We start from the raw sequence: 22,413 nt of genomic DNA, 5'->3' as shown, positions 1-22,413 counted from the left end.
CTCATGCCGCCGCGCGGGCGTAGCTGGTCTCGACCTCTTCCTTGAGGTCGGCCCAGATGGTGCGCGAATAATCGATGAAGCTCTGCTCGTAGCGGATGTCGGCGACGACACGCGGGCGCGGCAGGTCGATCGTATAGACGGATTTCACCGTCGCCGGCCCGGCGGTCAGCACATAGACCTTGTCGGCCAGTGCGATCGCCTCCTCCAGGTCGTGGGTGACGAACACCACCGACGCCTTCGCCTCCGACCACAGCCGCAGCAATTCCTCATGCATGAGCACGCGCGTCTGCACGTCGAGCGCCGAGAACGGCTCGTCCATCAACAGGATCTCGGGGCCGTTGATGAAGGTCTGGGCAAGCGCCACGCGCTTGCGCATGCCGCCGGAAAGCTGGTGCGGATAGTGTTGCTCGAAACGCGCCAGGCCGACACGCGCCAGCCAGTCGCGCGCCGAAGCCTGTGCCTGCGCCTTCGGCTTGCCGCGAAACAGCGGGCCGGCCATGACGTTCTCGATCACCGTGCGCCAGGGAAACAGCGCGTCGGTCTGGAACACGAAGCCGATGCGCGGATCGATGCCCTTGACCGGCGCGCCCATGACGCGAACCTCGCCGGCACTCGGGCTGGCAAGCCCGGTGACGAGGTTGAGCGTCGTCGACTTGCCGCAGCCGGTCGGACCGACGACGGCGACGAACTCGCCGCGCTCGACGGTCATGGTGAAATCGCGGATCGCCGTCAGCGATTTGCCGGTAGGGGAAAGGAAGCGGCGGCTGACATTGATCAGCTCGATCGCCGGGGCGGTCTTTTCAACAGCCATAACAGAGCAAACTCCAATAGCAGGCGACCGCCGCGAGGGATCGCCTGGCGCAGAGAGACAGGGCGGATACCGGCGCCAGAGAAACCCGGCGCCGGCCTTGTCCGCTACTTCACGTTCTTGACGAATTCCGAAGTGTAGGTCTTGGAAAGGTCGATCTGCTTGCCCTGCAGTTCCTTCTTGAAGGCCGACAGCACGGTGAGCACCGTTTCGGGGCCGCCCTGAGGCATCACGCCGTCGGCGGTGAACATCGCCTTGCCGGCATCGAGCGCCTTCACGTAGCCCTCCTTGTCGCCGACATAGTAGTCCTTGGGCATCTTGTCGGCGATTTCGGCGCCGCTGTGGGTGTTGATGAACTGCAGCGTCTTGACGAAGGCGTTGGCGAGCTTCTGAACGGTATCCTTGTGGGCGTCGACCCATTCGGTCTGCATATACAGCGAGGCGGCCGGGTAGGTGCCGCCGAGAGCCGCCTTGGTGCCTTCGATCGTGCGCATGTCGATCAAGACCTTGGCCTCGCCGGTCTTGAGCAGCCGGGTGATCGTCGGCTCGGTCGTCATGCCGGCCTGGATCTTGTCCTGCTGCATGGCGGCGATGAAAGTATTGCCGGCGCCGACCGGCACCGAGGTGAACTCGCCGAGCTTCAGGCCGCTCTTGACCGCCAGATACTCAGTCAGAAAGTTGGTCGAGGAGCCGAGGCCGGTGACGCCGAGGCTCATGCCCTTGAAGTCGGCGGGCGACTTGATCTCGGGGTGCTTGGACGAAACAAGCTCGACCTCGCCTGGCGCCTGGCTGAACTGGACGACGGATTCGACGAACTTGCCCTTGGCCTGCAGGTCGATGCTGTGGTCGTAGAAGCCCACCACGCCCTGCACGGCGCCCGCCAGCATCTCGTTTTCGGCATCGACGCCCGCCGGCTCATTGAGCAGCTCGACGTCGAGGCCTTCATCCTTGAAATAGCCGAGCGCCTCGGCGAGCTTCGCAGGCAGGTAGATCTGTTTTTCGTAGCCGCCCACCATGATCGAGATCTTGTCGGCGGCCGATGCCGTCGTCGCGCTCGCGGCAATCATGGCAAGCGTCAGCACCGCGGAACGCAGGGCGTATTTAGAGATGAAACCGGTCACGTAACTTCCTCCACCTGGGCGACGCGCCATCCGAGCTGCGCCGCATTTCCTCCTTTGCCGGCCACTCCCAGACCGGTCACGCGGCGAACACCGCAAAACTGTCATGGCACGGCCAAGCTTTCAGCTGGCTTTCAGCCCTTTTAGCGACCGTTGAATCGGAATCCGGCTAAAATTGCCGATCACCCAGCGCCAAAACCAAGCACGTCGCGCATGTCGTATTCGCCGGGCGGCCGTCCGGCGAGCCAGAGCGCTGCCGCTATGGCACCGCGGGCGAACATCGAACGGTCGCCGGCGGCATGCGAGAGCGTGAGCGTCTCGCCTTCGGTGAGGAAGCTCACGCTGTGCTCGCCGACGATGCCGCCGCCGCGCAGGACGGCGAAGCCGATCTCGCCCGCGGGCCGAGGACCGGTGACGCCATCGCGAGCGCGCTTCGCCACGCCGCGCCCACGCGCGGCCGCTTCGCCGAGCATCAGCGCCGTGCCCGACGGCGCATCGACCTTGAAGCGGTGATGCGCTTCGAGGATCTCGATGTCGCAGTCGTCGGGCCCAAGTGCCCTCGCCGCCTCTTCGACCAAGCCGGTCAGCATGTTGAGCCCCAGCGAGTAGCTGCCGGAACGGACGATGGGAATCTTCTTTGCAGCTTCGATTATTGCCGCCAACTCAGCCGCGCTGAATCCGGTCGAGCCGATGACCAGCGCCGGGCCGCCGCGTGCGGCGCACGCCTCTGCCAATTCGGCGGACGCCGCGGACGTGGTGAAATCGATGACCGCATCGGCGAGCGCCAGCGCCTCGTCGCGCTCAACCAGCCCCTCCCCCGCGCTGCCGGGCCGATGGAAGCGCGCGACGAGCTCCAGCCGCGGATCGGCCGCGACGGCTTCCGCCATCTGCCGGCCCATGCGTCCGAGCGCGCCGGCGATGGCGATCTTGAGCGGTTGCGGCATGGCTAATTGAGAAACTCGACTGGAAATTCCACCGCGGGCCATTTCTCGCCATAGACATGGCCTTCGAGTGTGAAAGTCATGTCGGAGGCAACAAAGAGCAGAAAACCGACAAGTTCGCCGCCTTCAAAGACTCGCGCATTTGGGATGTTTTCGTAAGTCCCCTCGGCAACGCGATACTGGTCTGCGCAACCCGCCGCCCATTCAAACTCGGTGAAGAATCCAACCTCGCTGCGGGAGCGCTTGCGCACAACCATATCGCCGCGCGCAGGTATCGATTCCCGCAGCCGGAAGAACTTCGTCAGCACCTCGAATTCCAGGTCCGTGGGCAGCATTGCTAGTTCGACCCCGTCTTCAGCATCATGCCAGCGATCTCCTTGACCAGCTTGGCGGCGACGAGCGCCGTCATGTTGGAGAGGTCCTGGCGCGGATTGTATTCGACGACGTCGGCGGCGACGATAGGCTGGTCGATCGATTGAATGAGACTGATTACCTGGCGGGTCGAGAACCCTCCCGGCTCGCGGTGCGAGACGCCGGGCGCGAAGGCCGGATCGAGCCCGTCGAGATCGACCGAGAGATAAACGGGCGTCTTGAGGTCGAGCGGCAGACCTTCCTTGAAATGCCGCATCTCCACCACCTCGACGCCGAAGCGCTCGAACTGGCCGCGAAGCTGGTCGTTGAGGGTGCGCAACCCGATCTGGATCAGCCGGTCGGCGAGCCGCTCTCCATGATCCGCGCGAAGGACGAGGTGTGCGAGCGCGGGTTGCCCTGATAGGCGTCATACATGTCCGGATGCGCGTCGATCTGCACGATCGTGAGGCTTGGGTGCCGCCGCCGCACCGCGCGCAGCACCGGCCAGGCGATCGCATGGTCGCCGCCGAGCGAGATCAGCGGATGGCCGGCGTCAAGCGCGCGGCCGACCTCGTTTTCGATGCGCTCCCACTGATCGCCGGCTTGCGTGAAGTCGATATCGCCATGATCGACCAGGCGATCGGCCACGTCGAAGCCGGTTTCCGACCATGAGCTGTGGGCGTCGCTCGCGAGTTCGCGCCGGATCAGCGGCGGCGCCTCGGCCGGCCCGCGCAGGTAGGACGAGTTCCCGTCATGCGGAATGCCCAGAAGCGAGACCTTGTCCACGACATCCTTCCCATGTGGTTGAGACAGAACGCCTCTATAACGACGGGAGCTGGCAGGTGCGACGAGAGGCGCTTGGGCCAGATCGCCGGACAGCGGGCGAGATCACGACGCTGGACGCCCGGCCCGCGAAGTAGCTGAAATCGTCAGAGCGCCTTGAGCCACACCTTGTTGTCGTGGAAGGCCGCGCCGCCATACGGTGCCGGGGCGTCGGCGCCGGTCAAGACGTTGATGCCCTCGCCGCGTTCATGAGCGCTGTTCGGCCAGATGCCTTCGGCTATCACCACGCCGCGCTTCACGCCGTCGAAGACCCTGGCGTGCAGCACCACGTCGCCGCGCCGGTTGCCGACCTCGACGCGGCCGCCATCTTCGATCCCGAGCGCCGCCGCATCTTGGGGATGGATGAGCAGTTCCGGCCTGCCTTCCTTGGCCTTCGACACCGGCGTTTCGGCAAAGGTCGAGTTCAAAAAATTGCGCGCCGGCGAGGTCGCCAGCCGGAACGGGTGCTCCTCATCCGCGGCCTCGATCAGTTCGACATGGTCAGGAAACTCCGGCAGCCGCCCGACCGGTCCGAACAGACCCATGCTCTTCGGCGGCCGGTTGGGCGCCGACTGCCCGGTCCAGTTGGGCCGGAAGTGGAATTTCTTGTCGGCATGGCCGAAGCCGTTGATGAAATGCGCGTCGTCGAAACCCGGCTGCAGGTCGACCCACTTCTGTTCCTTGAGGCTGTCGAAGCTGCCTATCCCGCGCTTGCCAAGGATGATGTCGATATGCTCGCGCTCGGTCAGGCCGAAGCCCGGCCGGTCGCCGACGCCCAACCGCTTGCCGAGCTCTTCATTGACATAGTGGTTGGTGCGCGGCCCTTCCGGCGGCTCGATCAGCTTGGGGCCGAGCGTGATGTGCTGGTTGCCGCCGCCCTTGTAGACGTCGTCATGCTCCAGAAACATCGTCGCCGGCAGCACGACGTCGGCGAGCCTGGCCGTATCGGTCATGAACTGCTCGTGCACGCAGGTGAACAGGTCCTCGCGCATAAAACCCTGTTTCACCAGCCGCTGCTCGGGCGCGACATTGGCCGGATTGGTGTTCTGGATCAGCATCGCCGTCACCGGCGGGCCGCCATAGAGCGCGTCCGCCGCACCCGTCAGCACCGGGCCTATGCGCGAATGGTCGAGATAGCGGATGTTCGGGTCGCGCATCGCGGTGCCTTCAAGCACATCCTGGTTCAGCTTGAAGATGCCGGAATTGGAGTGAAAGGCGCCGCCACCCTCATGTTGCCAGGCGCCGGTGACGGCGGCGATGCAGGAGGCCGCATGTATGTTGACCGAGCCGTTGCGCTGGCGGGCGAAGCCGTAGCCGAGGCGAAAGTATGTTTTCTTGGTCGTGCCGACGAGCTGCGCGAAAGCCTCGATCTCGGCGATGCTCAAGCCCGTAATGGCGGCCGCCCATTCGGGCGTGCGGGTGCGCAGATGCTCTTCCAGCCCGCGCGGGTCGTCGGTGTATTTTTCGAGATAGGCGCGGTCGGCCATGCCATCGCGGAACAGGACATGCATGACCGCGCAGGCGAGCGCGCCATCGGTGCCGGGCTTCAGCACCAGGCCGAGATCGGCCTGCTTCATCGTGGCGTTGTCGTAGATGTCGATGACGACGATTTTCGCGCCACGTTCCTTGCGCGCCTTGATGGCGTGGGTCATGACGTTGACCTGCGTGACCACGGCATTGGTGCCCCAGATCACCACGCAGTCAGCCTTCGCCATTTCGCGCGGATCGGGCCCGCGCAGGGCGCCCGCCCCCATCATCCAGCCGGTCCAGGCCAGATTGGTGCAGATCGAGCCGAAGAAGCCCGAATACTTTTTCGCGTGCCGCAGCCGCTCGATGCCGTCGCGCTGCACCAGCCCCATCGTGCCGGCATAGTAATAGGGCCAGACCGTCTCCGAGCCGTATTTCGCTTCCGCCGCGATGAATTTTTCCGCGACGAGGTCGAGGGCTACCTCCCAGCTTGCTTCTTTCCAGGCGCCCTCGCCCTTGGCGCCAGCGCGGACCAGCGGCTTCAGCAGACGGTCGGGGTGATGCACGCGGTCGGCATAGCGCGCGACCTTGGCGCAGACGACGCCCGCCGTATAACTGTTCGCCTTGGCGCCATGCACGCGGCCGATGCGGTTGTCATCGAGCAGCTCGACTTCGAGCGCGCAGGTGGATGGACAGTCATGCGGACAGGCCGAATGGCCGATCCGGAGCTTGGCGTGTTGGTTCATGGGGCCTGTCTAGCCGTTTTCGGCGGCGGCGTGTAGGGCCAGGAGGCCAGCCCCTTCCTTCTCGTTGCGGGGCAAGGCGCAGTAGCCCCTTTAGTTCGATCGACCAGGTGTCGAACGAAAGCCGGCCCGGCCCGCCAATGACAAGCATCAGGAGACCTGCGAGGTAGAGTAGGACGATTTCGTAGCCGACGCTGCCAAATTTGATGCCGTTAGCATTCACTTCCACGAACTTCACCGAGAAGAACCCGTATCGGGCGTGCACGGTGAACAGTGCCGCCAGAAGCACGATTGCCATAGGCACGCTGACCAATGGGATGAACGCGCCCGCCAGCACGGCGGCTCCGCCGACAAGCTCGACCAGCGTCGTCAGCCAAGCGAGAAGCTGTGGCAAGGGAACGCCCAACGTGTCCAGCACGACACCGAACGTTTCGGGACCTCTGCTCACCTTGGCATAGCCATGCGCCACGAAACCAAAACCGACGATCAGCCGGATCGGGAGAGGCGCCCAATCGGCCAGGGCTCGCGGGGCGGAAAGAAAGGTGACCTTCGAAAGGAGTCCGGAACGTTGCATGCCTGGAGACTTTCCATCACGAGGGGTATGGCCAAGGAGGCAGCACGATTGACGAGACCTACCGACCGGGAGACAGCCTCGTATTCGTGCTCGAGCTGCCGAGCGTTACTGCCTCACGGCAACGTGACCGCAGACGGAGGAGAAGCTACTCCGCGATCCCTTCCTCATACTCGGCCGACATGGTCAGCCACTTGTCCTCGTTGAGCGCCAGCGTGTGCGCAAGCTGCGAGCGCTCCTTGGCGAGGCGTGTCGCGGTCGAGGGGTCCTTCTCGTAGATCGCCGGGTTGGCTAGCTCGTCCTCGATCAGGTCCATGCGCTTGCGGATACGGTCCATCAGCGCCTCGGTGGCGCGGATTTCCTTGGCTAAAGGTTCCAATGCGGCGCGGCGCTGGGCGGCCTCGCGACGGCGGTCGGCCTTGGACGCCTTGTCGGCTTCCTTCTGCTCGCGGCGGTTGGAGGAGACGCCGGTGACCAGCGTCTTATAATCCTCCAGGTCGCCGTCATAGGGATGGACCGCGCCGTCCTTGACCAGCCACAGCCGGTCGGCCGTGGCCTCCAGCAGATGCCGGTCGTGCGAGATCAGGATCACCGCGCCGGGGAAATCGTTGAGCGCATGGATCAGCGATTCACGGCTGTCGATATCGAGATGGTTGGTCGGCTCGTCGAGGATGAAGAGGTTCGGACCCTCGAAGGCGGATAGGCCCATAAGCAACCGCGCCTTCTCGCCGCCGGACAGATCCTTCGCGGCCGTGTTCATCTTCTCGGTCGACAGGCCGAACCGGGCGACGCGGGCGCGCACCTTGGCTTCCGGCGCATCCGGCATCAGCCGGCGCACATGCTCATAGGCGTTTTCCTCCGGGCGCAGATCGTCGAGCTGGTGCTGGGCAAAGATCGCCACCTTCAATCCCGGCGCGATCGTCATCGAGCCGGCCTCGGCCTTGAGGCGCCCGGCGAGCAGCTTGGCGAAGGTCGACTTGCCGTTGCCGTTGGCGCCGAGCAGCGCGATGCGGTCATCGGCGTCGATGCGCAGCGTCATCTTCTTCAGCACCGGGCTGCCCTCGGCGTAGCCGACATTGACGCTGTTCAGCGCCACGATCGGCGAGGCGACCGTCTTCACCGGCTCGGGGAACGAGAACGGGCGCACCGTGTCGTTCACGATCGCGGCGATCGGCTTCATCTTTTCAAGAGCCTTGATGCGCGACTGTGCTTGTCTCGCCTTGGAGGCCTTGGCGCGGAAGCGCTCGACGAAGGACTCCATGTGCCTGCGCGCAGCTTCCTGCTTGACCCGGCCCTTTTCCTGCAATTCGCGCTGCTCGGTGAGCTGGCGCTCGAACTGGTCGTAGCCGCCGCGCCAGAAAGTCAGCTTCTTCTGGTCGAGATGGACGATGGAGTTGACGGCGCGGTTGAGCAGGTCGCGGTCGTGCGAGATCAGCAACACCGTGTGCGGATATTTGGAAACGTAATTCTCCAGCCAGAGCGTGCCTTCGAGATCGAGATAGTTGGTCGGCTCGTCGAGCAGCAGCAGGTCCGGCTCGGAAAACAGCACGGCGGCCAAAGCCACGCGCATGCGCCACCCGCCGGAGAAGGACGAGGCCGGTCGCTTCTGCGCGGCATCGTCGAAGCCGAGGCCGGCCAGGATGGTGGCGGCGCGGGATTCGGCGGAATGCGCGTCGATGTCGGCCAACCGGATGTGGATCTCGGCGATGCGGTGCGCATCGGTGGCGGTCTTTTCCTCTTCGAGCAAAGCCTGGCGCTCGACATCGGCCTTGAGCACGATCTCGATCAGCGGCTCTTCCGTGCCCGGCGCTTCCTGCGCCACCTGGCCGATACGGGTGCTCTTCGGCAGGCTGATCGAGCCGGTTTCGGACGGAAAATCGCCGATGATCGCCCTGAACAGCGTCGTCTTGCCGGTACCGTTGCGGCCGACGAGACCTGCCTTCGTGCCGGCCGGCAAGGTCAGCGAGGCATGATCGAGAAGCAGCCGCCCCGCCATGCGCAGCGTAAGATCGTTGATGATAAGCATAAGCGGGCTTTTGCACGGGACGTCGGCGCTTCGCAAGGGCCAGGCCTTGAATGGGGCTCGATGCATGCGGATCAAAAAGCCCGATGGGCTGGAACCAGTTGCCTGCCGGAGCGTTTTGGAGCCCGTGATCCGCTATCTCGCCCTCGCCTTCATCTTCTTCCAGGTCGCCACGACAACCGCGCTGGCGACGCAGGTGGTTCTGTTCGAGGACCGAACGGCTGATGTGCTCTCCTTGACTGGACCGGCAAGCGCGGCGCTGACCCCGCCAATCTCTCCCTTCGTGCGCGAGACTGGCGCCAAGCCGGACAAGCCATCGCCAGAGCACCTGCTGATCCAGATTTATGCCGGAAAGCCATCTCAGGCGCCGTCCCTGAACGATTGAGACAGCGCCAGTCACCATGCACTTGCCATGCCCGTCCTCTGCGGCCGCTGCGGATGGGTGGCCGGCCGTCAATGGCGCGCCTTGCAACGACAGGACGGCACTGCTCGCGCCGCGATCAACATTCCCATGCGGAAGATCAACCCGGTGCGGCAAGACAACCGTAAGTTCGTCTTATCTCAATATTGGCGCGACAGAGACGACGCCACCAAAAAAGGACAGTTAAATCTTCTGGGTCAAGCATGATGCTTATCAAAAATTGAGTTCAATTTTTGTCGTAAACCTGCGACCTTGCAGGCGCGCCGTGAGTCGTGAGTGGGCGCCAACGATAACCTGGTCCAAGTAACTTGGCCTTTGGCCTATCAGGAGCTCACGATGGACGGGGCGGCCAACGATCCGCGCACGCTGAAATACGTCGCGGAGATCACGCGCAAGCTAGCGAAAATGCTCGCGCGCACGCGCTACCAGATGCTTGTCTATCTTCTCGAAATGACAGCGGTCGAGGCGGAGAGCCTCGCGGACGAACAGGACCCCAAGCGCGCCCGGCCGGCCAAGCCCCCTCAGTTGCGCGGCTGACAGTTCGGCGCGGCTGACTGCTTGCCGCAAGACGGTCCGGAACGGCGAGGCAATTCAGCCTGCGCGTCTCATAACCGGCGAATCGTCGCATTCGACGATGGCGCGCTCGAACCGGTCGAGCGCGTCCAGCGCCGCAAGCAGGTCGCCGGACGACTTGCCAGCGAAATGCGGCGCGCGCCAGAGCGTTTCACGGAAACGGTGAAACGCTCTATCTCTTTGTTTTTACGCAATTCCGGACGGAAAACCGTTTCACACTTTTTCCTGGAATTGCTCTAACGGCCTTGGCCGCGCCACGGTAATGGCGCGACATCATCCGCCGCGGGCAGGATGCCTCAGGCCTTGGCCTTGCGCTTGCCCTTGCCCGCGTCGCCGGCGGCTGGCTTGCGGCCAAGACCGGACGATTTGGCCAGCGCCGAGCGGGTGGCCGAATAGCTCGGCGCCACCATTGGATAGTCGGCAGGCAGGCCCCATTTGGCGCGGTATTCATCCGGCGTCAGACCATGGTCGGTCGCAAGGTGGCGCTTCAACGACTTGAACTTCTTTCCATCCTCCAGACAGACGATGTGGTCGGGGAAGACCGAGCGCTTCGGGTTGACGGCCGGCGTCAGCGCCACCGCCTCCTTGATGACGCTGCCGCCGGCGAGCTTGCGCACCGATGCGCTGACGCTGGCGATCAGATCAGGCAGGCCCGAGGCGGGAAGCGGATTGTTGCCGACATAGGCCGAGACAATGTCGGCGGTCAGCTCGATTGCAGTCTTGTCGTCGATGTTGGACAATTTTTTCACCTTCTGCTGGTCCTCAAATCGCCAGCTGTTTTTTAAGACTTTCGTCGGTGTATCGAATTGGACCTGTCCCCCAACGGACCGCCCAGTGTCAGTAAAGCTGCCAGACTCAATACAGGGTGAATGTTTCTACGCGGACTGCAAACGCGCAAGTTAGGAATTCTAATAGCTATAGCAGACGTTTTATAGCGCAGGCGGTCCGCCTGGACGCGTAAAAGGCGCTATAGCACTTCGATTTATCGCGGAGGTTGCTGAAAAATCGAAGTTCAGGCCAAGTTCCGGCACGGCAACGATAATCCGCCGGCCGGAAGTCGACCATGCGCGATTCGGCAGTCCCATGGCAAATCGCTCATTTGGCGGCGGCACTGCGCCTGAGATCCGCCGGCGGCTCGTCGGCGAGGATTTCCAGCACGCGCTTCCAGCGCGCGCAGCGGCCGAAATCCTTCTGCTCGATGGCCTTTTCCGCCTTCATGGCCGCATAGAGCGGCGCCTCCGCGCCAAACTCCCTGACCAGCAAGTGCGCCTCCTGCCTGGCGCGCCGCTCGTTCTCGTCAACGACTGGTTTGTGCATCATCCAGGGTCTCCGTACCTTCGATGCCGACCGAAAGGCAGCTGCCGATGACGAGCACGGCGCCGGCAACCGCCGTCATCGACAGGCTTTCGCCCGACAGGGTCAGCAGAAACGTGGAAGCGATCGGCGTCAGATAGGCGACGACCGCTATCCTGCCGCCGTGATCGAGCTTTGCCGCCCGCGACCAGAAATAGTAGCCGAGCCCCATCGGGCCGGCGCCGAGATAGAGGCCAAGCAGAAGGTGCGCGCCGGTCGGGCGCACGATGCCATCATGCAGGCACCAGGCAAAGGTGAGCGCGACGCCGATCAGCGCCGAGGGCAAAAGCAGACGCTCCGGCGACACGGCAAGGCGGCCAACGGTGAGCGAGTAAAAGGCCATGCAGAGCGCCGAGCCGAAAGCGGCGAGGTAGCCGATGAGGCTGCCGCCGGCGAACCAGATGTGCGTGCGGCCGCCGGAGATGACCAGCGCCACGCCGACGAAGCCGACCGCCGCGGCCAGCCCGAGCAGCAGCGGACGCCGTGGCCGGCCAAGCAGGATGATCGCCGCGGCGGTCATCAGCGGCCAGGTGTAGGCGACGAGGTTCGCCTCGATGACCGGCATCGAGGCGAAACCGATATATTGCAGCACCATGGTGCCGACCAGGCCCAGGAAGCCTACGACGTAGGCGAACGCAGCATTCCCCTTCTCCCCTTGTGGGAGAAGGTGGCCTCGCGCAGCGAGGTCGGATGAGGGGTGTTCCAGGGAACGCCAACGTCTCACCTCGCTGGAACCATCCGTCTCGGCGCTGCGCGCCGATCCACCGCCCGGGGGCGAGCCGCGGGTCTCGCCCCGTCCTTCGGACCCCACAAGGGGAGAAGGGAAGAGCCGGATCAGCGCGAAGACCAGGGCCGCGCCGCAAAATTGCAGGAACTGCACTTGCGACACCGGATAGCTGGCAAGCAGCGTTTTGCCGACCAGTGCGTTGGTCGCCCACAGCGCCACGGCGCCGAGGGCGAAGGCCAGCGCCGCCCCGAGGGCGGCACTGGTGCGGCTTTGATTTTCCGGCACGACCGGGCCGAGGCTCAGCGACACTGAAGGCGGCTGGTTCTCGACCGGATCATGGCTCATTACCACGACTCCCTCGCCCCGCCGGCAACCGCCTCGGCGGCCGGCTGCGGCACGGGATGCTCCTCGACATGGCGGCGATAGGCGGGCAGCTGGTTGGTCCAGACGTCCTCGGCCAGCTCGTTCACCCAGGCACGGTCATGGTCGTTGTCGGCGGCGAGGTAGAACATGCGGTTGTCGTCGACATAAGGCTTGGTCGCCGAGCGCTGGTTGAGCACCAGGGTGACGCGCTCGCCGAGCTGGATCGGCGCGGTGCGATGCAGCACGCCCAGGAACTGGCCGAGCGTGGCGTAGTTCATCTTGTGGTCGATGCGCATGATCTTGTTGCGCGGCAGGTCGCGGCCGGATTCCAGGATCGAGCGGCCGGTCTCGGAATCGTCGCAATAGATTTCAAGATGGCCGCCGATCAGCGGATCGCTGATCGAAAGCGGAATGAGCTCCGTCACCGGAACGCCATCGCAATGCCATTCGACGGCGCCGTCCCTGGGATTCATGAAGGTGACGGTCGAGCCGACGATCGACAGCGGATACGGCTCAAGCTTGGTGCCCATCATGTCGGACAGCTTTTCCAGGCGCAACTTGTCGTTGAGCAATTCCTTGATCTCCGGAATATAGCGGTCGGCGCCGGTGATAAAAGTGAGGTCAAGATGCTTGTGCACGGCATGGCTGGCCTTCAACTTCAGGGCGGCCTCCTCGATGGCGGCAAGCAGAGCGGGGTCGTAACCGTGGCGATACTGGGCGACGCCGAAAGTCGACACTTTCCAGGCGGTCTCATGACCAATTATGGCCTCGCGGCTCATTGCACAGCGCAGGTCCGGGATTGTATGGGCGTTCATTCTACTTTCTCCAAAAGTGGGGGCAAAACTTGGTTAACAGTCATTTAAACACCCACCCCTGTAAATTTAGGAATGCTGGTGGTAGCGTAAGCCCAGCTTAAGGTCGAAACCCGGTGCGTCTGCTCAGTCAGGTCAACCTCAACTCGCTGAAAATCGTGGAGAGCGCCGCGAGGCACAAGAATTTCACGCGCGCCGGCGAAGAGCAGTTTATCACTGCTTCCGCGGTCAGCCAGCGGGTGAAGAGCCTGGAGGACCAGCTGCGCTTCAAGATCTTCGAGCGCGGCGGCAATGCGGTATCGCTGACGCCGGAGGGCGAGACCTATGTGGCGCGCGTGCGCGAGGCGCTGGAGCGGATCGTGGCGGCCAGCATGGAGGCTACCGGCCAGTCGCAGGCGCATGTGCTTCGGATCTGCGTTTTGCCGACCTTCGCGGCGCGCTGGCTGTTTCCGCGGATGTCGTCCTTCCAGCGGCACTATCCCGACATCGAGATGCGGGTGTCGACTTCCTACGCCACGCACGAATTCTCGAGCTCGGAATACGATCTCGAGATCCGCTATGGCGACGGCAATTTCCCCGGCCTCACGTCGGAACTGCTGTTCAAGGAAGATCTGACGCCGGTATGCAGCCGCAAGCTGTTTTACGACGTGCTGGGCGACAAACCGCTGTCGAAAGTGTCGCCGGAGGACCTGCGCTACTTCACGCTGCTCCACTCCGACACCTGCACCCAGAACTGGCAGTCGTGGCTGGGCTTTGCCGGCGCGAGCTTCGTGCTCGGCGAGACCAGGAGCGTCTATTTCGATTCCTGCATGATGTCCTACGAAGCGGCCAATGCCGGCATGGGCTTTGCCGTCGCCAACCGCGCCTATATGGCGAGCGACATCCGCGCCGAACGGCTGGTGGCCCCTTTCGCGGTCCACCACCCCAACACGGCGGGCTGGTATTTCGTCAGCCCCATCAAGGCGCTCGGCGCCCGCAAGGTGGAGTTGTTCAAGCAGTGGATCGTGACCGAAGCGGCGCTGACGCAGCGCGAACTGGACCAAGAGATCGCTGCTGGCGTGCCGGTTCGGCTCGTGGCGATGGCGTGAGGGTTATTCCTCCACGAATGCCCGGTGGAACGAGTCCAGGATCGGCAGCACGAGATATTCGGCATAGAGCTTCTCGATAGCGTTCGTGATGCCACCCTGCTGACTCTGGTACAAATCGGAGAAAACGGCATTTGAGAGACCGTCATCTACAGACATTGCACATCTCTCTCACATTATATTTTGGCATTAGGTTTAATACCGTTACTATTATTGAGGATCGTCCGTATTGGATTTTTCCTATATTTAGTTCATCCAAGTAAATATTAAATGAGCTTATCGTATACATACAAAATCTGCTCTTATAATTACCGAATATTTCGATATCAGTCAAGCAATAGAAATACCCTGGCTGAATTTCTTCTGCGTTTTGAGGTATACGATAAGGGCCATTGGATTTTTATTGACGTCTTCGCCAAGTGTTTCCGCTTGCAGGGCGGTCAAGAGCATGCCGTGAAACAGAGCAGACAGACTCACTGCCAAGGCTCTTCTCTTCATCGTTCTCTTCACGGATGGCTCCCCAAGCCACTCTGGATGCACGAGGCCCGAAACATAACCTGAACGAGTCGGTTCGGGCCTAACGCCGTTCCGCCAACGGCCCCCGAGAAGGTAGAAATCTGCGTTTGCAGCAATGCCTCACTACTGTCAAACATGGCGTTATACGCCATGTAAAAAGCACCGCGATCATGCACACTAAGCAACCGATCGAGAACATCGATCTCCTGATCAGTCAGAGCAGCTTCTCCGTTCGGAGCAACGCCAGTACCGTTCATGGTTCTCCATGGGAGTATTGGTTTTCAGTTTTCGTTTACGTAGTCCGCTTTCGTCGTATACTTCTTCAACATCTCCGATGCGGAGTAACAGGCGCACTGATAATTGTCAAAATATACTTTTTTCGGCATCTCTAGCCGCACACACCACCCTTCATCGCTCATATACGCCATACATCTTTGCTCGAAAGAGGAATTAGCTTTGAAAAAGTTAACTGATAATTTTGACGTCCCGAAGAATTCATCGATCTCGTCTTGGCGAATACAGTGGGGTGATCGCGCTAACTTCTCGCCGACAGGTCCATTGCCCAAAAAGAAGAAGAAGCCATGTGCAGATCTTTCGCTCGCGGTGGAAAGAATGGCCGGTGAGAAATCTCCGGTGGCGGGGTTGAGCGTTGCCGATATTGTTACGCTGTGACTTTGGTGCTGGCGCCCCCCACCGACGCTACTATCGTCACCAAGCTCGGACGAAACAAATGCCCGCGGCATGCTTAAACGCCATTCACTTGGAGCCCTCTGCGTCGTGGAACTGCTGTCTTCTTGCGAACTTGAAGCGTCAAACCTGAAGACGAACGCGTAGGGCTCCATACTCATCGAGGGAGATGCTGCCGAACCTGGCAAGATCGAATGCCATAACCTAACGGACGCCATGACTGCATACCCGAGGCCGAGCAAGGCCAACAGTCCCAGCACCATTGCAGCAGAAACGAATGATCTTGCCATCGCAGATGTATGCCCCGCCTGCCTGGATAGCGAATTTCCTTACGAATGGCTTGCCCAAGCCCCCCAGACGAAACCATAGCGAAGCCGTCTAATTTTGGAGAATGCCTCCAAAGCACAAGCTCTTACCACACAAATACTAGAGACTACTTATTATTCTACACTTGACTGTAGTTAGAATGACCACTGTTTACTGCGAAAGGCAACAGGCACTTTTAGCTTCACAATGAAACATTCGATAACCGGGTCGATCCATTTTTAAGCTTGGGTAGGAACACGGCGTGACAGCTCATAATCAATCATTTCGCTCATCTCGGGTGACGCAGCGGGACCAAGCCAGTTCCGCGCTGCTGGTGATTTCTCCGAGGCTCCATAGCCGGCTAGGGCGATCGCATCATGACGTTACGGAAAGACTCAGCTATGTTGGATCGTGCGGCGGGCCTGATTTTCCCGCTTGGCCGGCGCTATCGAGCTTCCTCCCAAGCAGCGCCGGCCTTCTTCGTTTCAGCCCAATGAAAACGCCGGCCGGACCTGCCGTGACCTATTGCTTGGGCGGGGTGCCTGGCTGGTCGCCGCCGGTGGTCGATTTCGGCACCGGATTCTTGTCGACCTGCGGGTTCTGATCGGCGGGCGCCTTGGTGGGCGGTATGCTGTTGTCGCAGGCGGCGAGCACGAGCCCTGCCGCAAGAGCCAGCAGTACAGGAAGCTTCTTCATGACGACCTCCTCTCGTTCGCTCCTTGGTCTTCAGGGCAAACGAAGCGTGGGCGGTTTGGTTGCTTGGCGAATTGGCTGCGCGGACTGGGGAACCAACCGGCTCGCGTCCGGTTGAAACCACCGAACCGTACGAGGAGACGATCATGATACGCCTGCTGCTTGCCGGCCTGTTCGCCTACGCCGCCTATCGCGTCGCCGTGAGGATCATCGACGAGATACCCGGCGATGTCGCGCCGCTGGACATGCCCGGCGACGAGAGGCGCACGCTGCGACGCCAGTCAGCGGCGATGGGAGTAGAGCCGAAGCGGTAGTTCAGCCAATCTTCCCCCTTATTGGCCATATGTCGGCGGGACAGCGCCCCCCTCTGCCCTGCCGGGCATCTCCCCCTCAAGGGGGGAGATCAGCTGTCTCCCCGGCTTTCGCCAATCACAAAGGCCAGGCGAGATCAGCTGTATTGCGAACAAAGCGGAAACGATGCTTGATGGGCGATGAACATCGCCGCTCGTGATTCGTCCTTCGAGGCGCCCGCTTATCTTGCCCGGCTGAACGACGAGCAGCGGCTGGCGGTGGTGCATGGCGACGGCAAGGTGGCGGCGCCCCTGCTGGTGATCGCCGGCGCCGGCTCGGGCAAGACCAACACGCTGGCGCACCGCGTCGCCCATCTCATCGTCAAGGGCGCCGACCCGCGCCGCATCCTGTTGATGACCTTCTCGCGCCGCGCGGCGTCGGAAATGGCCAAACGCGTCGAACGCATCGCCGGCGAGGTGCTGGGACGCGACGCGGCAATCATCGCCGACGCGCTCGCGTGGGCCGGCACGTTTCACGGCATCGGCGCAAGGCTGCTGCGCGACTATGCCGAGCAGATCGGCCTCGATCCGGCCTTCACCATCCATGATCGCGAGGATTCGGCCGACCTGATGAACCTTGCCCGGCACGAGCTGGGATTCTCGAAGACCGAAAGCCGCTTTCCGACCAAAAGCACCTGCCTGCAGATCTATTCGCGGGCGGTGAACGCGCAGGCGCCGCTGGGCGAAGTGCTGGGCTCGGCCTTCCCCTGGTGCGCAGGATGGGCGGAACAGCTGAAGGAGCTGTTCGCAGCTTATGTCGAAGCCAAGCAGGCGCAGAACGTCCTCGATTACGACGACCTGCTGCTCTACTGGGCGCAGATGGCGGCCGAGCCTCAGATCGCGGCGCATCTCGGTGGCCGCTTCGACCACGTGCTGGTCGACGAATACCAGGACACCAACCGGCTGCAGGCTTCGATCCTTCTGGCGCTGAAGCCGGACGGCGCCGGCTTGACCGTGGTGGGCGACGACGCGCAGTCGATCTATTCCTTCCGCGCCGCGGAAGTGCGCAACATCCTCGACTTCCCAAAACAGTTCGCGCAGGGCGCCGAGATCGTCATGCTGGAGCGCAACTACCGCTCGACCGAGACGATCCTGGCCGCCGCCAACAAGGTCATCGGCGAGGCCAGCGAGCGTTTCACCAAGAACCTGTGGACCGAGCGCCGGTCTTCGCACAGGCCGCAGCTGGTCAGCGTGCGCGACGAGGCCGAGCAGGCCAATTATGTCTGCCAGGCGATCCTTGCCGAACGCGAGACCGGCACGGCGCTGAAGGCGCAGGCGGTGCTGTTCCGCACCTCGAGCCACAGCGGGCCGCTGGAAGTGGAGCTCACGCGCCGCAACATCCCCTTCGTCAAATTCGGCGGCCTGAAATTCCTCGATGCCGCGCATGTCAAGGACATGCTGGCGATGCTGCGCTTTGCCGAGAACCCACGCGACCGCGTCGCCGGTTTTCGCGTGCTGCAGCTGATGCCCGGCATCGGGCCGTCCGCCGCCTCGCAGATCGTGGACGCCATGGCGACGTCGCTGGACGAGACGCTGGGCCTTGCCCGCTTCCGGCCGCCGCAGCGCGCCGCGCAGGACTGGCCGGTGTTCCTCGACATCTATAGCGGACTGCGTGCCGGCGCCAAATGGCCGGCCGACCTCGAGCGGATCAGGCTCTGGTACGAGCCGCATCTGGAGCGCATCCACGAGGACGCGATCACGCGCCGCGCCGATCTCATCCAGCTCGAGCAGATCGCGTCGGGCTATCCCTCACGGGAGCGTTTCCTGACCGAGCTGACGCTCGATCCGCCCGACGCCACCAGCGACCAGGCCGGGCCGCCGCATCGCGACGAGGATTACCTGATCCTGTCGACCATCCATTCGGCCAAGGGCCAGGAGTGGAAGAACGTCTTCGTGCTCAACACCGTCGACGGCTGCATTCCCGCCGATCTCGGCGTCGGCACCAAGGAAGACGTCGACGAGGAGCGCCGGCTGCTCTACGTGGCGATGACCAGGGCCAAGGACAGCCTGCATCTCGTCGTGCCGCAGCGCTTTTATCCGCACAACCAGCCGGCGCGCGGCGATCGTCACGTCTATGCCTCGCGCACCCGCTTCATCCCGGCCTCGATGCTTGCGGCCTTCGAGCAGTCGTCCTGGGCGAGTTCATCCCTCAAGGACGACCCGCGCCAGCGGCCGGGCGTCAAGGTCGATCTCGGCGCCCGCATGCGCGGCATGTGGAAATAGTGTTCGCCCAGAAGCATCGCTGGCCCGCGGCCTTCGTCATGGAACTTTTCACCCAACAATAGGTTTTTGTTAGTAAAATCTAATGCAAGGAGGCCGTGATGAAGAAACTCATTCTCGCCGCCATGTTGGGCGTGGCTGCCTTGGCACCGGTAACGGTTCCGGCACAGGCGACAAGCCTTACGATCACCACCGATGACGGCATGGGCAGATACAATGACGGTTACTACTGGCGCCGCCACCACATGCGCGGCGACGACTGGCGCTACAGGGGCCGATACGAGATGCGCGGCGAGTTCTACGGGCATCATCGTCGCAACTGCATGGTCAGGGTACACAGGCGCTGGCATCATCACCACTGGGTCGTGAATAGGGTCTGGAGCTGCGGCCTCCACAGAGGCTGGTACCGGTAAGGCAGGGCGCGGTCGGCGAAGCGTGACGGGCCGGTAGCGGCCTTGTGAAGCAGGTGGAAAATGCGCTTGATTCCGTCGGCGATGAGTTGGCGGCAACGGCTTGGTGAACTGGCCGGCCAGTGGTTCGTCAACATCGTCGCGATGGTGTTCGCAGGGATCGCGATCCTTCTGCTGGTGCTGTCGGCGTATTATCACGTTGCGCAGCCCCCAGCAGAAGAAGTGACAATCACAGCCGATCCCGGCCCCTAGCGGCGCGCCCCGTACCGTGTCGCAGTCTCTTTGGGCACGTTGCGCGAAAGGATCCCAAACCTGGAACCTCGCGCCGCAAGCCGCGTTGTGTGGCGTCCTACCCCAGATACGGAGGCGGCAGCCCGCCGCATCCGCAGCCAATCGACGAGGTCCGAATGCACGACAGGACGTTCTTCACCCCGGTCGCCCTCAGCGTCGGCGCCGGCCACAAGCGCATGATCGCCTCGCTGTTCGAGATGCATCAATTCCTGACCGAGTTCCCGCCGTCGCGCCGGCGGCTCAGCTACGGCGCCGCGGCGAAGGCCTGCGAGGCCGCGCGGAGCGGAGAAATCCCGGCCGAAGCCGCGCGCGATGCGCTGATCAGCTTCGCGGTGACCGCCGGCGTCCTGTGGCCTTCGGAGCAGCCGGACATTTCGGTCAAGCCCGTGGCGCACGGCTATGGCGGCTTCGCCGCCTGAGCGGCGCGCTTCCGCTCCACCCGGAAACGATTGCCGCGGCAAGTACCTGGCGGAGAAGGCCTCTCCCGCGGGTTATATCTTCAATCCGGCTTGACGGCGGCTGGCGAGGCTTCAGCGGCCGGCTCGGTCACGGCAACGAAGGGATAGACAAGTTGCTGGTGATAGAGCTGCGGCACCGGTTCGTCGACGCCGTATTTTTCCGGCATCCGCTCCGGCATCAGCAAGGTACCGCCGATCAGGTCGAGAAAGGGCAGCTGACCGGCGAAGTTCTTGTCATAGGCCTGGCGTTCGTTGGCGTGGTGCCAGTGATGGAACTGCGGCGAGGCAATCAGCCACTTCAGCGGGCCGAACTTGATGCGCGTGTTGGAGTGGATGAACACCGACTGCCATTGATAGATCAGCACGTAGATGAGAACCGCTTCGCCGGAAAAGCCCAAGGCGAAGAGCGGCAGGAACGAAGCCGACTTGGTGAGGATCTGGTCCACCGGGTGCACGCGGTGGGCGGCCAGCCAGTCCATCTCCTCGATCGAGTGGTGGATGGCATGAAAGCGCCACAGGAACGGCACCGCGTGGAAGGCGCGATGGGCAAGGTAAAAGCCGATGTCGGCGACGAGCAGAGCCTCGCTCGCCTGCAGCCATAAAGGTTGCGACTGAACGGCGGCGGTGAGCGCTTCGGGAACGAAACGCTGCGCCACAAGCATCGCCGCGCCGATCACCAGCAACATGCCGAACTTGATGACGATGCCGTTGAAAAGCAGGTAGAAAACGTCGTTCAGCCAATGCCGGCGCGTCGCCGACTGCGCGCCATGCAGCGGCAGGAGCTGCTCCAGCGGAATGAAGATGAGGGCGATGACCAGCACCGCCTTGAAATCGATAAGATCGAACACGGTCGCTCGCGGATCGGCTGAGGTCAGCCGCCGACACTAGCCGCCAAAGGATGAACGGACCGTTGATGGCGCCTCGGGGCTTGGCTTCGGCGAAAATCCCCTGAAACTTTTTCGACCGCTGCGTGAAACAGCGCACGGAACATCGGTGTTGCTCATGCCAGTTGCGGACCGCAGCAAGGAGGGCGGATGTTTCTCGATCGCGAGCGTTTCAAGCCGGCAGCCGAAATGCGGCTAAGCCGGGACAAATCGTCGATCCGGGTGACGATAACCGACCCCAAGGTGTGCGAATTCGGCGAAGCCGTCTATGTCTGGATCACCGCCGAGGGCAAGGCGGTGAGGATCGGCACTTGCGGCGCCTCAGCGGGCAAGCGGCTGCTTTCCTATCCAGGCTATATCAACCGCAGCCTTGCCGGCCGCGGCGGCGCGACGCCGAAATGGGAAGCGCTGAAATGGCTCAGCCTGCTCACCGAGCTCGGCACGCTGACGGCGGTTGTGCATCAGCCGGAGCCGACGCCGACGGCTGCGGGCCTGATCAGGCCCTATCTCGACGTCGAGCGCCAATTGATCCGCCAGCACAGGCCGCTGCTCAACCGCAGCCATCGTTGACCGTCGTGCGCCGGCAGGCGTTTAAAACGCGTGGCGAAGCGGATTAGTGCATGGTGCCGGCGGTTTCGCCGGCGAGCACGCTGCGCGGGCTCTCGAAGCTCACCTGGTCGCGGCCGTTGGACTTGGCCTTGTAAAGATGGCGGTCGGCGACCTGGAACATATCGTGATAGGTGGTCGGGCCGTTGAAGGCGATACCGCCGATGCTGACCGAAAGCGGACAGGGTCGCCCGTCGGGTGCAAACTCGGCCTCGCGGATGCGGCGCCGGATGGATTCGGCAACCAGGAAGGAGCGCGCCGCGTCGGCGCCGGGCAGGAAAACCGCGAATTCCTCGCCACCGATGCGTCCGACAATGTCGGCGCCGTGCAGTTGTCCCTTGATCGTCGCGGCGATCAACCGGAGCGCCTGGTCACCGCAATCGTGCCCGAGGCGATCATTGATCGACTTGAAATGGTCGGCATCGACGATCAGCAGCGCGCCGGTTTCGGCGACGACCTGGCTTCGGACCTGGTCGAGATAGGCTTCGACCAGCATCGAGAAGGCGCCGCGGTTGAAGACCGCTGTGAGGCTGTCGGTCGCGGCAATGACGCTGAGTTCCTTCTGCGTGATCGCCAGCTGGCGCATCTTCCACATCAGGAAGAACAGGAAGGAGCCGCCAAGGATAAGCGGCAGGAAAAGATCCGTGAGCTGTGCCCAAAGCAGCGCCTGCGGCGACAGCGAGGGAAAATTGAAGGAATCGACGAAGAAGGCGGCGGCAATAAAAAAGGCGGTGCCGGCGGCGGTGACCACCACGACCCTGCCCCAACTTGTAGGGGACAAATCGATGCGCATGCCATTGCTCCCGCTGCAACT

General features: G+C 62.8%; 30 protein-coding genes. 10 read left to right on the top strand and 20 right to left on the bottom strand.

The window, feature by feature from the left end:
- Position 1: 1 nt before the first annotated feature.
- The 9 genes from RFM68_RS20890 to RFM68_RS20850 form a co-directional block, all read right to left on the bottom strand.
- Positions 2-811, bottom strand: coding sequence for an ABC transporter ATP-binding protein (locus RFM68_RS20890; RefSeq protein ID WP_320234893.1), 810 nt, complete (start codon positions 809-811; stop codon positions 2-4).
- 104 nt (positions 812-915) lie between these two features.
- Positions 916-1,875 carry an ABC transporter substrate-binding protein gene (locus tag RFM68_RS20885; protein ID WP_320234971.1) on the bottom strand — a complete coding sequence of 320 codons (960 nt, stop codon included), beginning with the start codon at positions 1,873-1,875 and terminating at the stop codon, positions 916-918.
- A gap of 233 nt (positions 1,876-2,108) precedes the next feature.
- Positions 2,109-2,870, bottom strand: a complete 762-nt coding sequence (dapB, locus tag RFM68_RS20880; protein ID WP_320234892.1) for a 4-hydroxy-tetrahydrodipicolinate reductase — start codon at positions 2,868-2,870, stop codon at positions 2,109-2,111.
- A 2-nt stretch (positions 2,871-2,872) separates the two neighbouring features.
- Entirely contained in the window at positions 2,873-3,202 is a 330-nt protein-coding gene (locus RFM68_RS20875) for a hypothetical protein (protein ID WP_320234891.1), read from the bottom strand.
- Between the two features lie 2 nt (positions 3,203-3,204).
- Positions 3,205-3,558, bottom strand: coding sequence for an arginase family protein (locus RFM68_RS20870; RefSeq protein ID WP_320234890.1), 354 nt, complete (start codon positions 3,556-3,558; stop codon positions 3,205-3,207).
- Between the two features lie 11 nt (positions 3,559-3,569).
- Positions 3,570-4,004, bottom strand: a complete 435-nt coding sequence (locus RFM68_RS20865) for an arginase family protein (protein ID WP_320234889.1) — start codon at positions 4,002-4,004, stop codon at positions 3,570-3,572.
- A gap of 143 nt (positions 4,005-4,147) precedes the next feature.
- A complete protein-coding gene (locus RFM68_RS20860; RefSeq protein ID WP_320234888.1) occupies positions 4,148-6,253 on the bottom strand; it encodes a molybdopterin-containing oxidoreductase family protein in 2,106 nt (701 codons plus the stop codon).
- Positions 6,204-6,824, bottom strand: coding sequence for a DoxX family protein (locus RFM68_RS20855; RefSeq protein WP_320234887.1), 621 nt, complete (start codon positions 6,822-6,824; stop codon positions 6,204-6,206). The genes RFM68_RS20860 and RFM68_RS20855 overlap by 50 nt, the downstream gene beginning before the upstream one ends.
- 145 nt (positions 6,825-6,969) lie before the next feature.
- The gene (locus RFM68_RS20850; protein ID WP_320234886.1) at positions 6,970-8,847 is read right to left on the bottom strand and encodes an ABC-F family ATP-binding cassette domain-containing protein; all 1,878 of its coding nucleotides are present in this window, start codon (positions 8,845-8,847) and stop codon (positions 6,970-6,972) included.
- A gap of 124 nt (positions 8,848-8,971) precedes the next feature.
- Between RFM68_RS20850 and RFM68_RS20845 the strand changes: the two genes are divergently transcribed.
- The 3 genes from RFM68_RS20845 to RFM68_RS20835 all read left to right on the top strand — a co-directional run bounded on the left by RFM68_RS20845 (position 8,972) and on the right by RFM68_RS20835 (position 10,078).
- Complete coding sequence (locus RFM68_RS20845; protein ID WP_320234885.1) at positions 8,972-9,229, top strand: hypothetical protein; 258 nt, start codon at positions 8,972-8,974, stop codon at positions 9,227-9,229.
- 372 nt (positions 9,230-9,601) lie between these two features.
- Positions 9,602-9,802: a hypothetical protein gene (locus tag RFM68_RS20840; protein WP_320234884.1), complete on the top strand. Its 201-nt coding sequence runs from the start codon at positions 9,602-9,604 to the stop codon at positions 9,800-9,802.
- Between the two features lie 21 nt (positions 9,803-9,823).
- A complete protein-coding gene (locus tag RFM68_RS20835) occupies positions 9,824-10,078 on the top strand; it encodes a hypothetical protein (protein WP_320234883.1) in 255 nt (84 codons plus the stop codon).
- Positions 10,079-10,134: 56 nt separating this feature from the next.
- Here the strand turns inward: RFM68_RS20835 and RFM68_RS20830 are convergent, their stop codons facing one another.
- From RFM68_RS20830 to RFM68_RS20815, 4 genes are all read right to left on the bottom strand, one after another.
- Positions 10,135-10,578 (bottom strand): Ros/MucR family transcriptional regulator, encoded by a 444-nt coding sequence (locus RFM68_RS20830; RefSeq protein WP_320234970.1) that lies wholly within the window; start codon positions 10,576-10,578, stop codon positions 10,135-10,137.
- A gap of 355 nt (positions 10,579-10,933) precedes the next feature.
- Positions 10,934-11,158 carry a hypothetical protein gene (locus RFM68_RS20825; protein ID WP_320234882.1) on the bottom strand — a complete coding sequence of 75 codons (225 nt, stop codon included), beginning with the start codon at positions 11,156-11,158 and terminating at the stop codon, positions 10,934-10,936.
- On the bottom strand, positions 11,136-12,263 hold the full coding sequence (locus RFM68_RS20820) for a DMT family transporter (RefSeq protein ID WP_320234881.1): 1,128 nt from the start codon (positions 12,261-12,263) through the stop codon (positions 11,136-11,138). The genes RFM68_RS20825 and RFM68_RS20820 overlap by 23 nt, the downstream gene beginning before the upstream one ends.
- Positions 12,263-13,096 carry a hypothetical protein gene (locus RFM68_RS20815; RefSeq protein ID WP_320234880.1) on the bottom strand — a complete coding sequence of 278 codons (834 nt, stop codon included), beginning with the start codon at positions 13,094-13,096 and terminating at the stop codon, positions 12,263-12,265. The genes RFM68_RS20820 and RFM68_RS20815 overlap by 1 nt, the downstream gene beginning before the upstream one ends.
- A gap of 113 nt (positions 13,097-13,209) precedes the next feature.
- Between RFM68_RS20815 and RFM68_RS20810 the strand changes: the two genes are divergently transcribed.
- Positions 13,210-14,181, top strand: a complete 972-nt coding sequence (locus tag RFM68_RS20810; RefSeq protein ID WP_320234879.1) for a LysR substrate-binding domain-containing protein — start codon at positions 13,210-13,212, stop codon at positions 14,179-14,181.
- Between the two features lie 3 nt (positions 14,182-14,184).
- Here the strand turns inward: RFM68_RS20810 and RFM68_RS20805 are convergent, their stop codons facing one another.
- From RFM68_RS20805 to RFM68_RS20785, 5 genes are all read right to left on the bottom strand, one after another.
- Positions 14,185-14,337: a hypothetical protein gene (locus RFM68_RS20805; protein ID WP_320234878.1), complete on the bottom strand. Its 153-nt coding sequence runs from the start codon at positions 14,335-14,337 to the stop codon at positions 14,185-14,187.
- A gap of 171 nt (positions 14,338-14,508) precedes the next feature.
- A complete protein-coding gene (locus RFM68_RS20800; protein WP_320234877.1) occupies positions 14,509-14,688 on the bottom strand; it encodes a hypothetical protein in 180 nt (59 codons plus the stop codon).
- A complete protein-coding gene (locus RFM68_RS20795; RefSeq protein WP_320234876.1) occupies positions 14,685-14,951 on the bottom strand; it encodes a hypothetical protein in 267 nt (88 codons plus the stop codon). Before RFM68_RS20795 ends, RFM68_RS20800 begins: the two co-directional genes overlap by 4 nt.
- 24 nt (positions 14,952-14,975) lie before the next feature.
- The gene (locus RFM68_RS20790; RefSeq protein WP_320234875.1) at positions 14,976-15,437 is read right to left on the bottom strand and encodes a hypothetical protein; all 462 of its coding nucleotides are present in this window, start codon (positions 15,435-15,437) and stop codon (positions 14,976-14,978) included.
- Positions 15,438-16,209: 772 nt separating this feature from the next.
- Positions 16,210-16,383, bottom strand: coding sequence for a hypothetical protein (locus tag RFM68_RS20785; protein WP_320234874.1), 174 nt, complete (start codon positions 16,381-16,383; stop codon positions 16,210-16,212).
- A 143-nt stretch (positions 16,384-16,526) separates the two neighbouring features.
- Here RFM68_RS20785 and RFM68_RS20780 point away from each other — a divergent pair, with 143 nt between their 5' ends.
- From RFM68_RS20780 to RFM68_RS20760, 5 genes are all read left to right on the top strand, one after another.
- Positions 16,527-16,694 (top strand): hypothetical protein, encoded by a 168-nt coding sequence (locus RFM68_RS20780; RefSeq protein ID WP_320234873.1) that lies wholly within the window; start codon positions 16,527-16,529, stop codon positions 16,692-16,694.
- A gap of 177 nt (positions 16,695-16,871) precedes the next feature.
- Positions 16,872-18,953, top strand: coding sequence for an ATP-dependent helicase (locus RFM68_RS20775; RefSeq protein WP_320234872.1), 2,082 nt, complete (start codon positions 16,872-16,874; stop codon positions 18,951-18,953).
- A gap of 98 nt (positions 18,954-19,051) precedes the next feature.
- Positions 19,052-19,363 carry a hypothetical protein gene (locus RFM68_RS20770; RefSeq protein ID WP_320234871.1) on the top strand — a complete coding sequence of 104 codons (312 nt, stop codon included), beginning with the start codon at positions 19,052-19,054 and terminating at the stop codon, positions 19,361-19,363.
- Positions 19,364-19,423: 60 nt separating this feature from the next.
- Positions 19,424-19,612, top strand: coding sequence for a hypothetical protein (locus tag RFM68_RS20765; protein ID WP_320234870.1), 189 nt, complete (start codon positions 19,424-19,426; stop codon positions 19,610-19,612).
- Between the two features lie 155 nt (positions 19,613-19,767).
- Positions 19,768-20,070 (top strand): DUF982 domain-containing protein, encoded by a 303-nt coding sequence (locus RFM68_RS20760; RefSeq protein ID WP_320234869.1) that lies wholly within the window; start codon positions 19,768-19,770, stop codon positions 20,068-20,070.
- 80 nt (positions 20,071-20,150) lie between these two features.
- Here the strand turns inward: RFM68_RS20760 and RFM68_RS20755 are convergent, their stop codons facing one another.
- Positions 20,151-20,957, bottom strand: a complete 807-nt coding sequence (locus RFM68_RS20755) for a sterol desaturase family protein (protein ID WP_320234868.1) — start codon at positions 20,955-20,957, stop codon at positions 20,151-20,153.
- A 186-nt stretch (positions 20,958-21,143) separates the two neighbouring features.
- On the opposite strand from RFM68_RS20755, the gene RFM68_RS20750 reads away from it, so the two are divergent.
- Entirely contained in the window at positions 21,144-21,563 is a 420-nt protein-coding gene (locus RFM68_RS20750) for a hypothetical protein (protein ID WP_320234867.1), read from the top strand.
- Between the two features lie 43 nt (positions 21,564-21,606).
- On the opposite strand, the gene RFM68_RS20745 is transcribed toward RFM68_RS20750, so the two are convergent.
- Positions 21,607-22,392 (bottom strand): GGDEF domain-containing protein, encoded by a 786-nt coding sequence (locus RFM68_RS20745; RefSeq protein WP_320234866.1) that lies wholly within the window; start codon positions 22,390-22,392, stop codon positions 21,607-21,609.
- Positions 22,393-22,413 lie beyond the last annotated feature (21 nt).

The sequence above is a fragment of the Mesorhizobium montanum genome (assembly GCF_033977145.1).
GTDB lineage: Bacteria > Pseudomonadota > Alphaproteobacteria > Rhizobiales > Rhizobiaceae > Mesorhizobium > Mesorhizobium montanum.
The sequence above is the reverse complement of the archived record's forward strand: the minus strand, read 5'-3'. Positions and strand labels throughout refer to the sequence as shown.

Excerpts from the sequence above, each read along its gene's own strand:
- RFM68_RS20890 (WP_320234893.1), bottom strand. The coding sequence starts at position 811 with ATGGCTGTTGAAAAGACCGCCCCGGCGATCGAGCTGATCAATGTCAGC.
- RFM68_RS20885 (WP_320234971.1), bottom strand. The coding sequence starts at position 1,875 with ATGATTGCCGCGAGCGCGACGACGGCATCGGCCGCCGACAAGATCTCG.
- dapB (WP_320234892.1), bottom strand. The coding sequence starts at position 2,870 with ATGCCGCAACCGCTCAAGATCGCCATCGCCGGCGCGCTCGGACGCATG.
- RFM68_RS20875 (WP_320234891.1), bottom strand. The coding sequence starts at position 3,202 with ATGCTGCCCACGGACCTGGAATTCGAGGTGCTGACGAAGTTCTTCCGG.
- RFM68_RS20860 (WP_320234888.1), bottom strand. The coding sequence starts at position 6,253 with ATGAACCAACACGCCAAGCTCCGGATCGGCCATTCGGCCTGTCCGCAT.
- RFM68_RS20855 (WP_320234887.1), bottom strand. The coding sequence starts at position 6,824 with ATGCAACGTTCCGGACTCCTTTCGAAGGTCACCTTTCTTTCCGCCCCG.
- RFM68_RS20850 (WP_320234886.1), bottom strand. The coding sequence starts at position 8,847 with ATGCTTATCATCAACGATCTTACGCTGCGCATGGCGGGGCGGCTGCTT.
- RFM68_RS20840 (WP_320234884.1), top strand. The coding sequence starts at position 9,602 with ATGGACGGGGCGGCCAACGATCCGCGCACGCTGAAATACGTCGCGGAG.
- RFM68_RS20825 (WP_320234882.1), bottom strand. The coding sequence starts at position 11,158 with ATGATGCACAAACCAGTCGTTGACGAGAACGAGCGGCGCGCCAGGCAG.
- RFM68_RS20820 (WP_320234881.1), bottom strand. The coding sequence starts at position 12,263 with ATGAGCCATGATCCGGTCGAGAACCAGCCGCCTTCAGTGTCGCTGAGC.
- RFM68_RS20815 (WP_320234880.1), bottom strand. The coding sequence starts at position 13,096 with ATGAACGCCCATACAATCCCGGACCTGCGCTGTGCAATGAGCCGCGAG.
- RFM68_RS20805 (WP_320234878.1), bottom strand. The coding sequence starts at position 14,337 with ATGTCTGTAGATGACGGTCTCTCAAATGCCGTTTTCTCCGATTTGTAC.
- RFM68_RS20795 (WP_320234876.1), bottom strand. The coding sequence starts at position 14,951 with ATGAACGGTACTGGCGTTGCTCCGAACGGAGAAGCTGCTCTGACTGAT.
- RFM68_RS20790 (WP_320234875.1), bottom strand. The coding sequence starts at position 15,437 with ATGCCGCGGGCATTTGTTTCGTCCGAGCTTGGTGACGATAGTAGCGTC.
- RFM68_RS20785 (WP_320234874.1), bottom strand. The coding sequence starts at position 16,383 with ATGAAGAAGCTTCCTGTACTGCTGGCTCTTGCGGCAGGGCTCGTGCTC.
- RFM68_RS20780 (WP_320234873.1), top strand. The coding sequence starts at position 16,527 with ATGATACGCCTGCTGCTTGCCGGCCTGTTCGCCTACGCCGCCTATCGC.
- RFM68_RS20775 (WP_320234872.1), top strand. The coding sequence starts at position 16,872 with ATGAACATCGCCGCTCGTGATTCGTCCTTCGAGGCGCCCGCTTATCTT.
- RFM68_RS20770 (WP_320234871.1), top strand. The coding sequence starts at position 19,052 with ATGAAGAAACTCATTCTCGCCGCCATGTTGGGCGTGGCTGCCTTGGCA.
- RFM68_RS20765 (WP_320234870.1), top strand. The coding sequence starts at position 19,424 with ATGCGCTTGATTCCGTCGGCGATGAGTTGGCGGCAACGGCTTGGTGAA.
- RFM68_RS20760 (WP_320234869.1), top strand. The coding sequence starts at position 19,768 with ATGCACGACAGGACGTTCTTCACCCCGGTCGCCCTCAGCGTCGGCGCC.
- RFM68_RS20750 (WP_320234867.1), top strand. The coding sequence starts at position 21,144 with ATGTTTCTCGATCGCGAGCGTTTCAAGCCGGCAGCCGAAATGCGGCTA.
- RFM68_RS20745 (WP_320234866.1), bottom strand. The coding sequence starts at position 22,392 with ATGCGCATCGATTTGTCCCCTACAAGTTGGGGCAGGGTCGTGGTGGTC.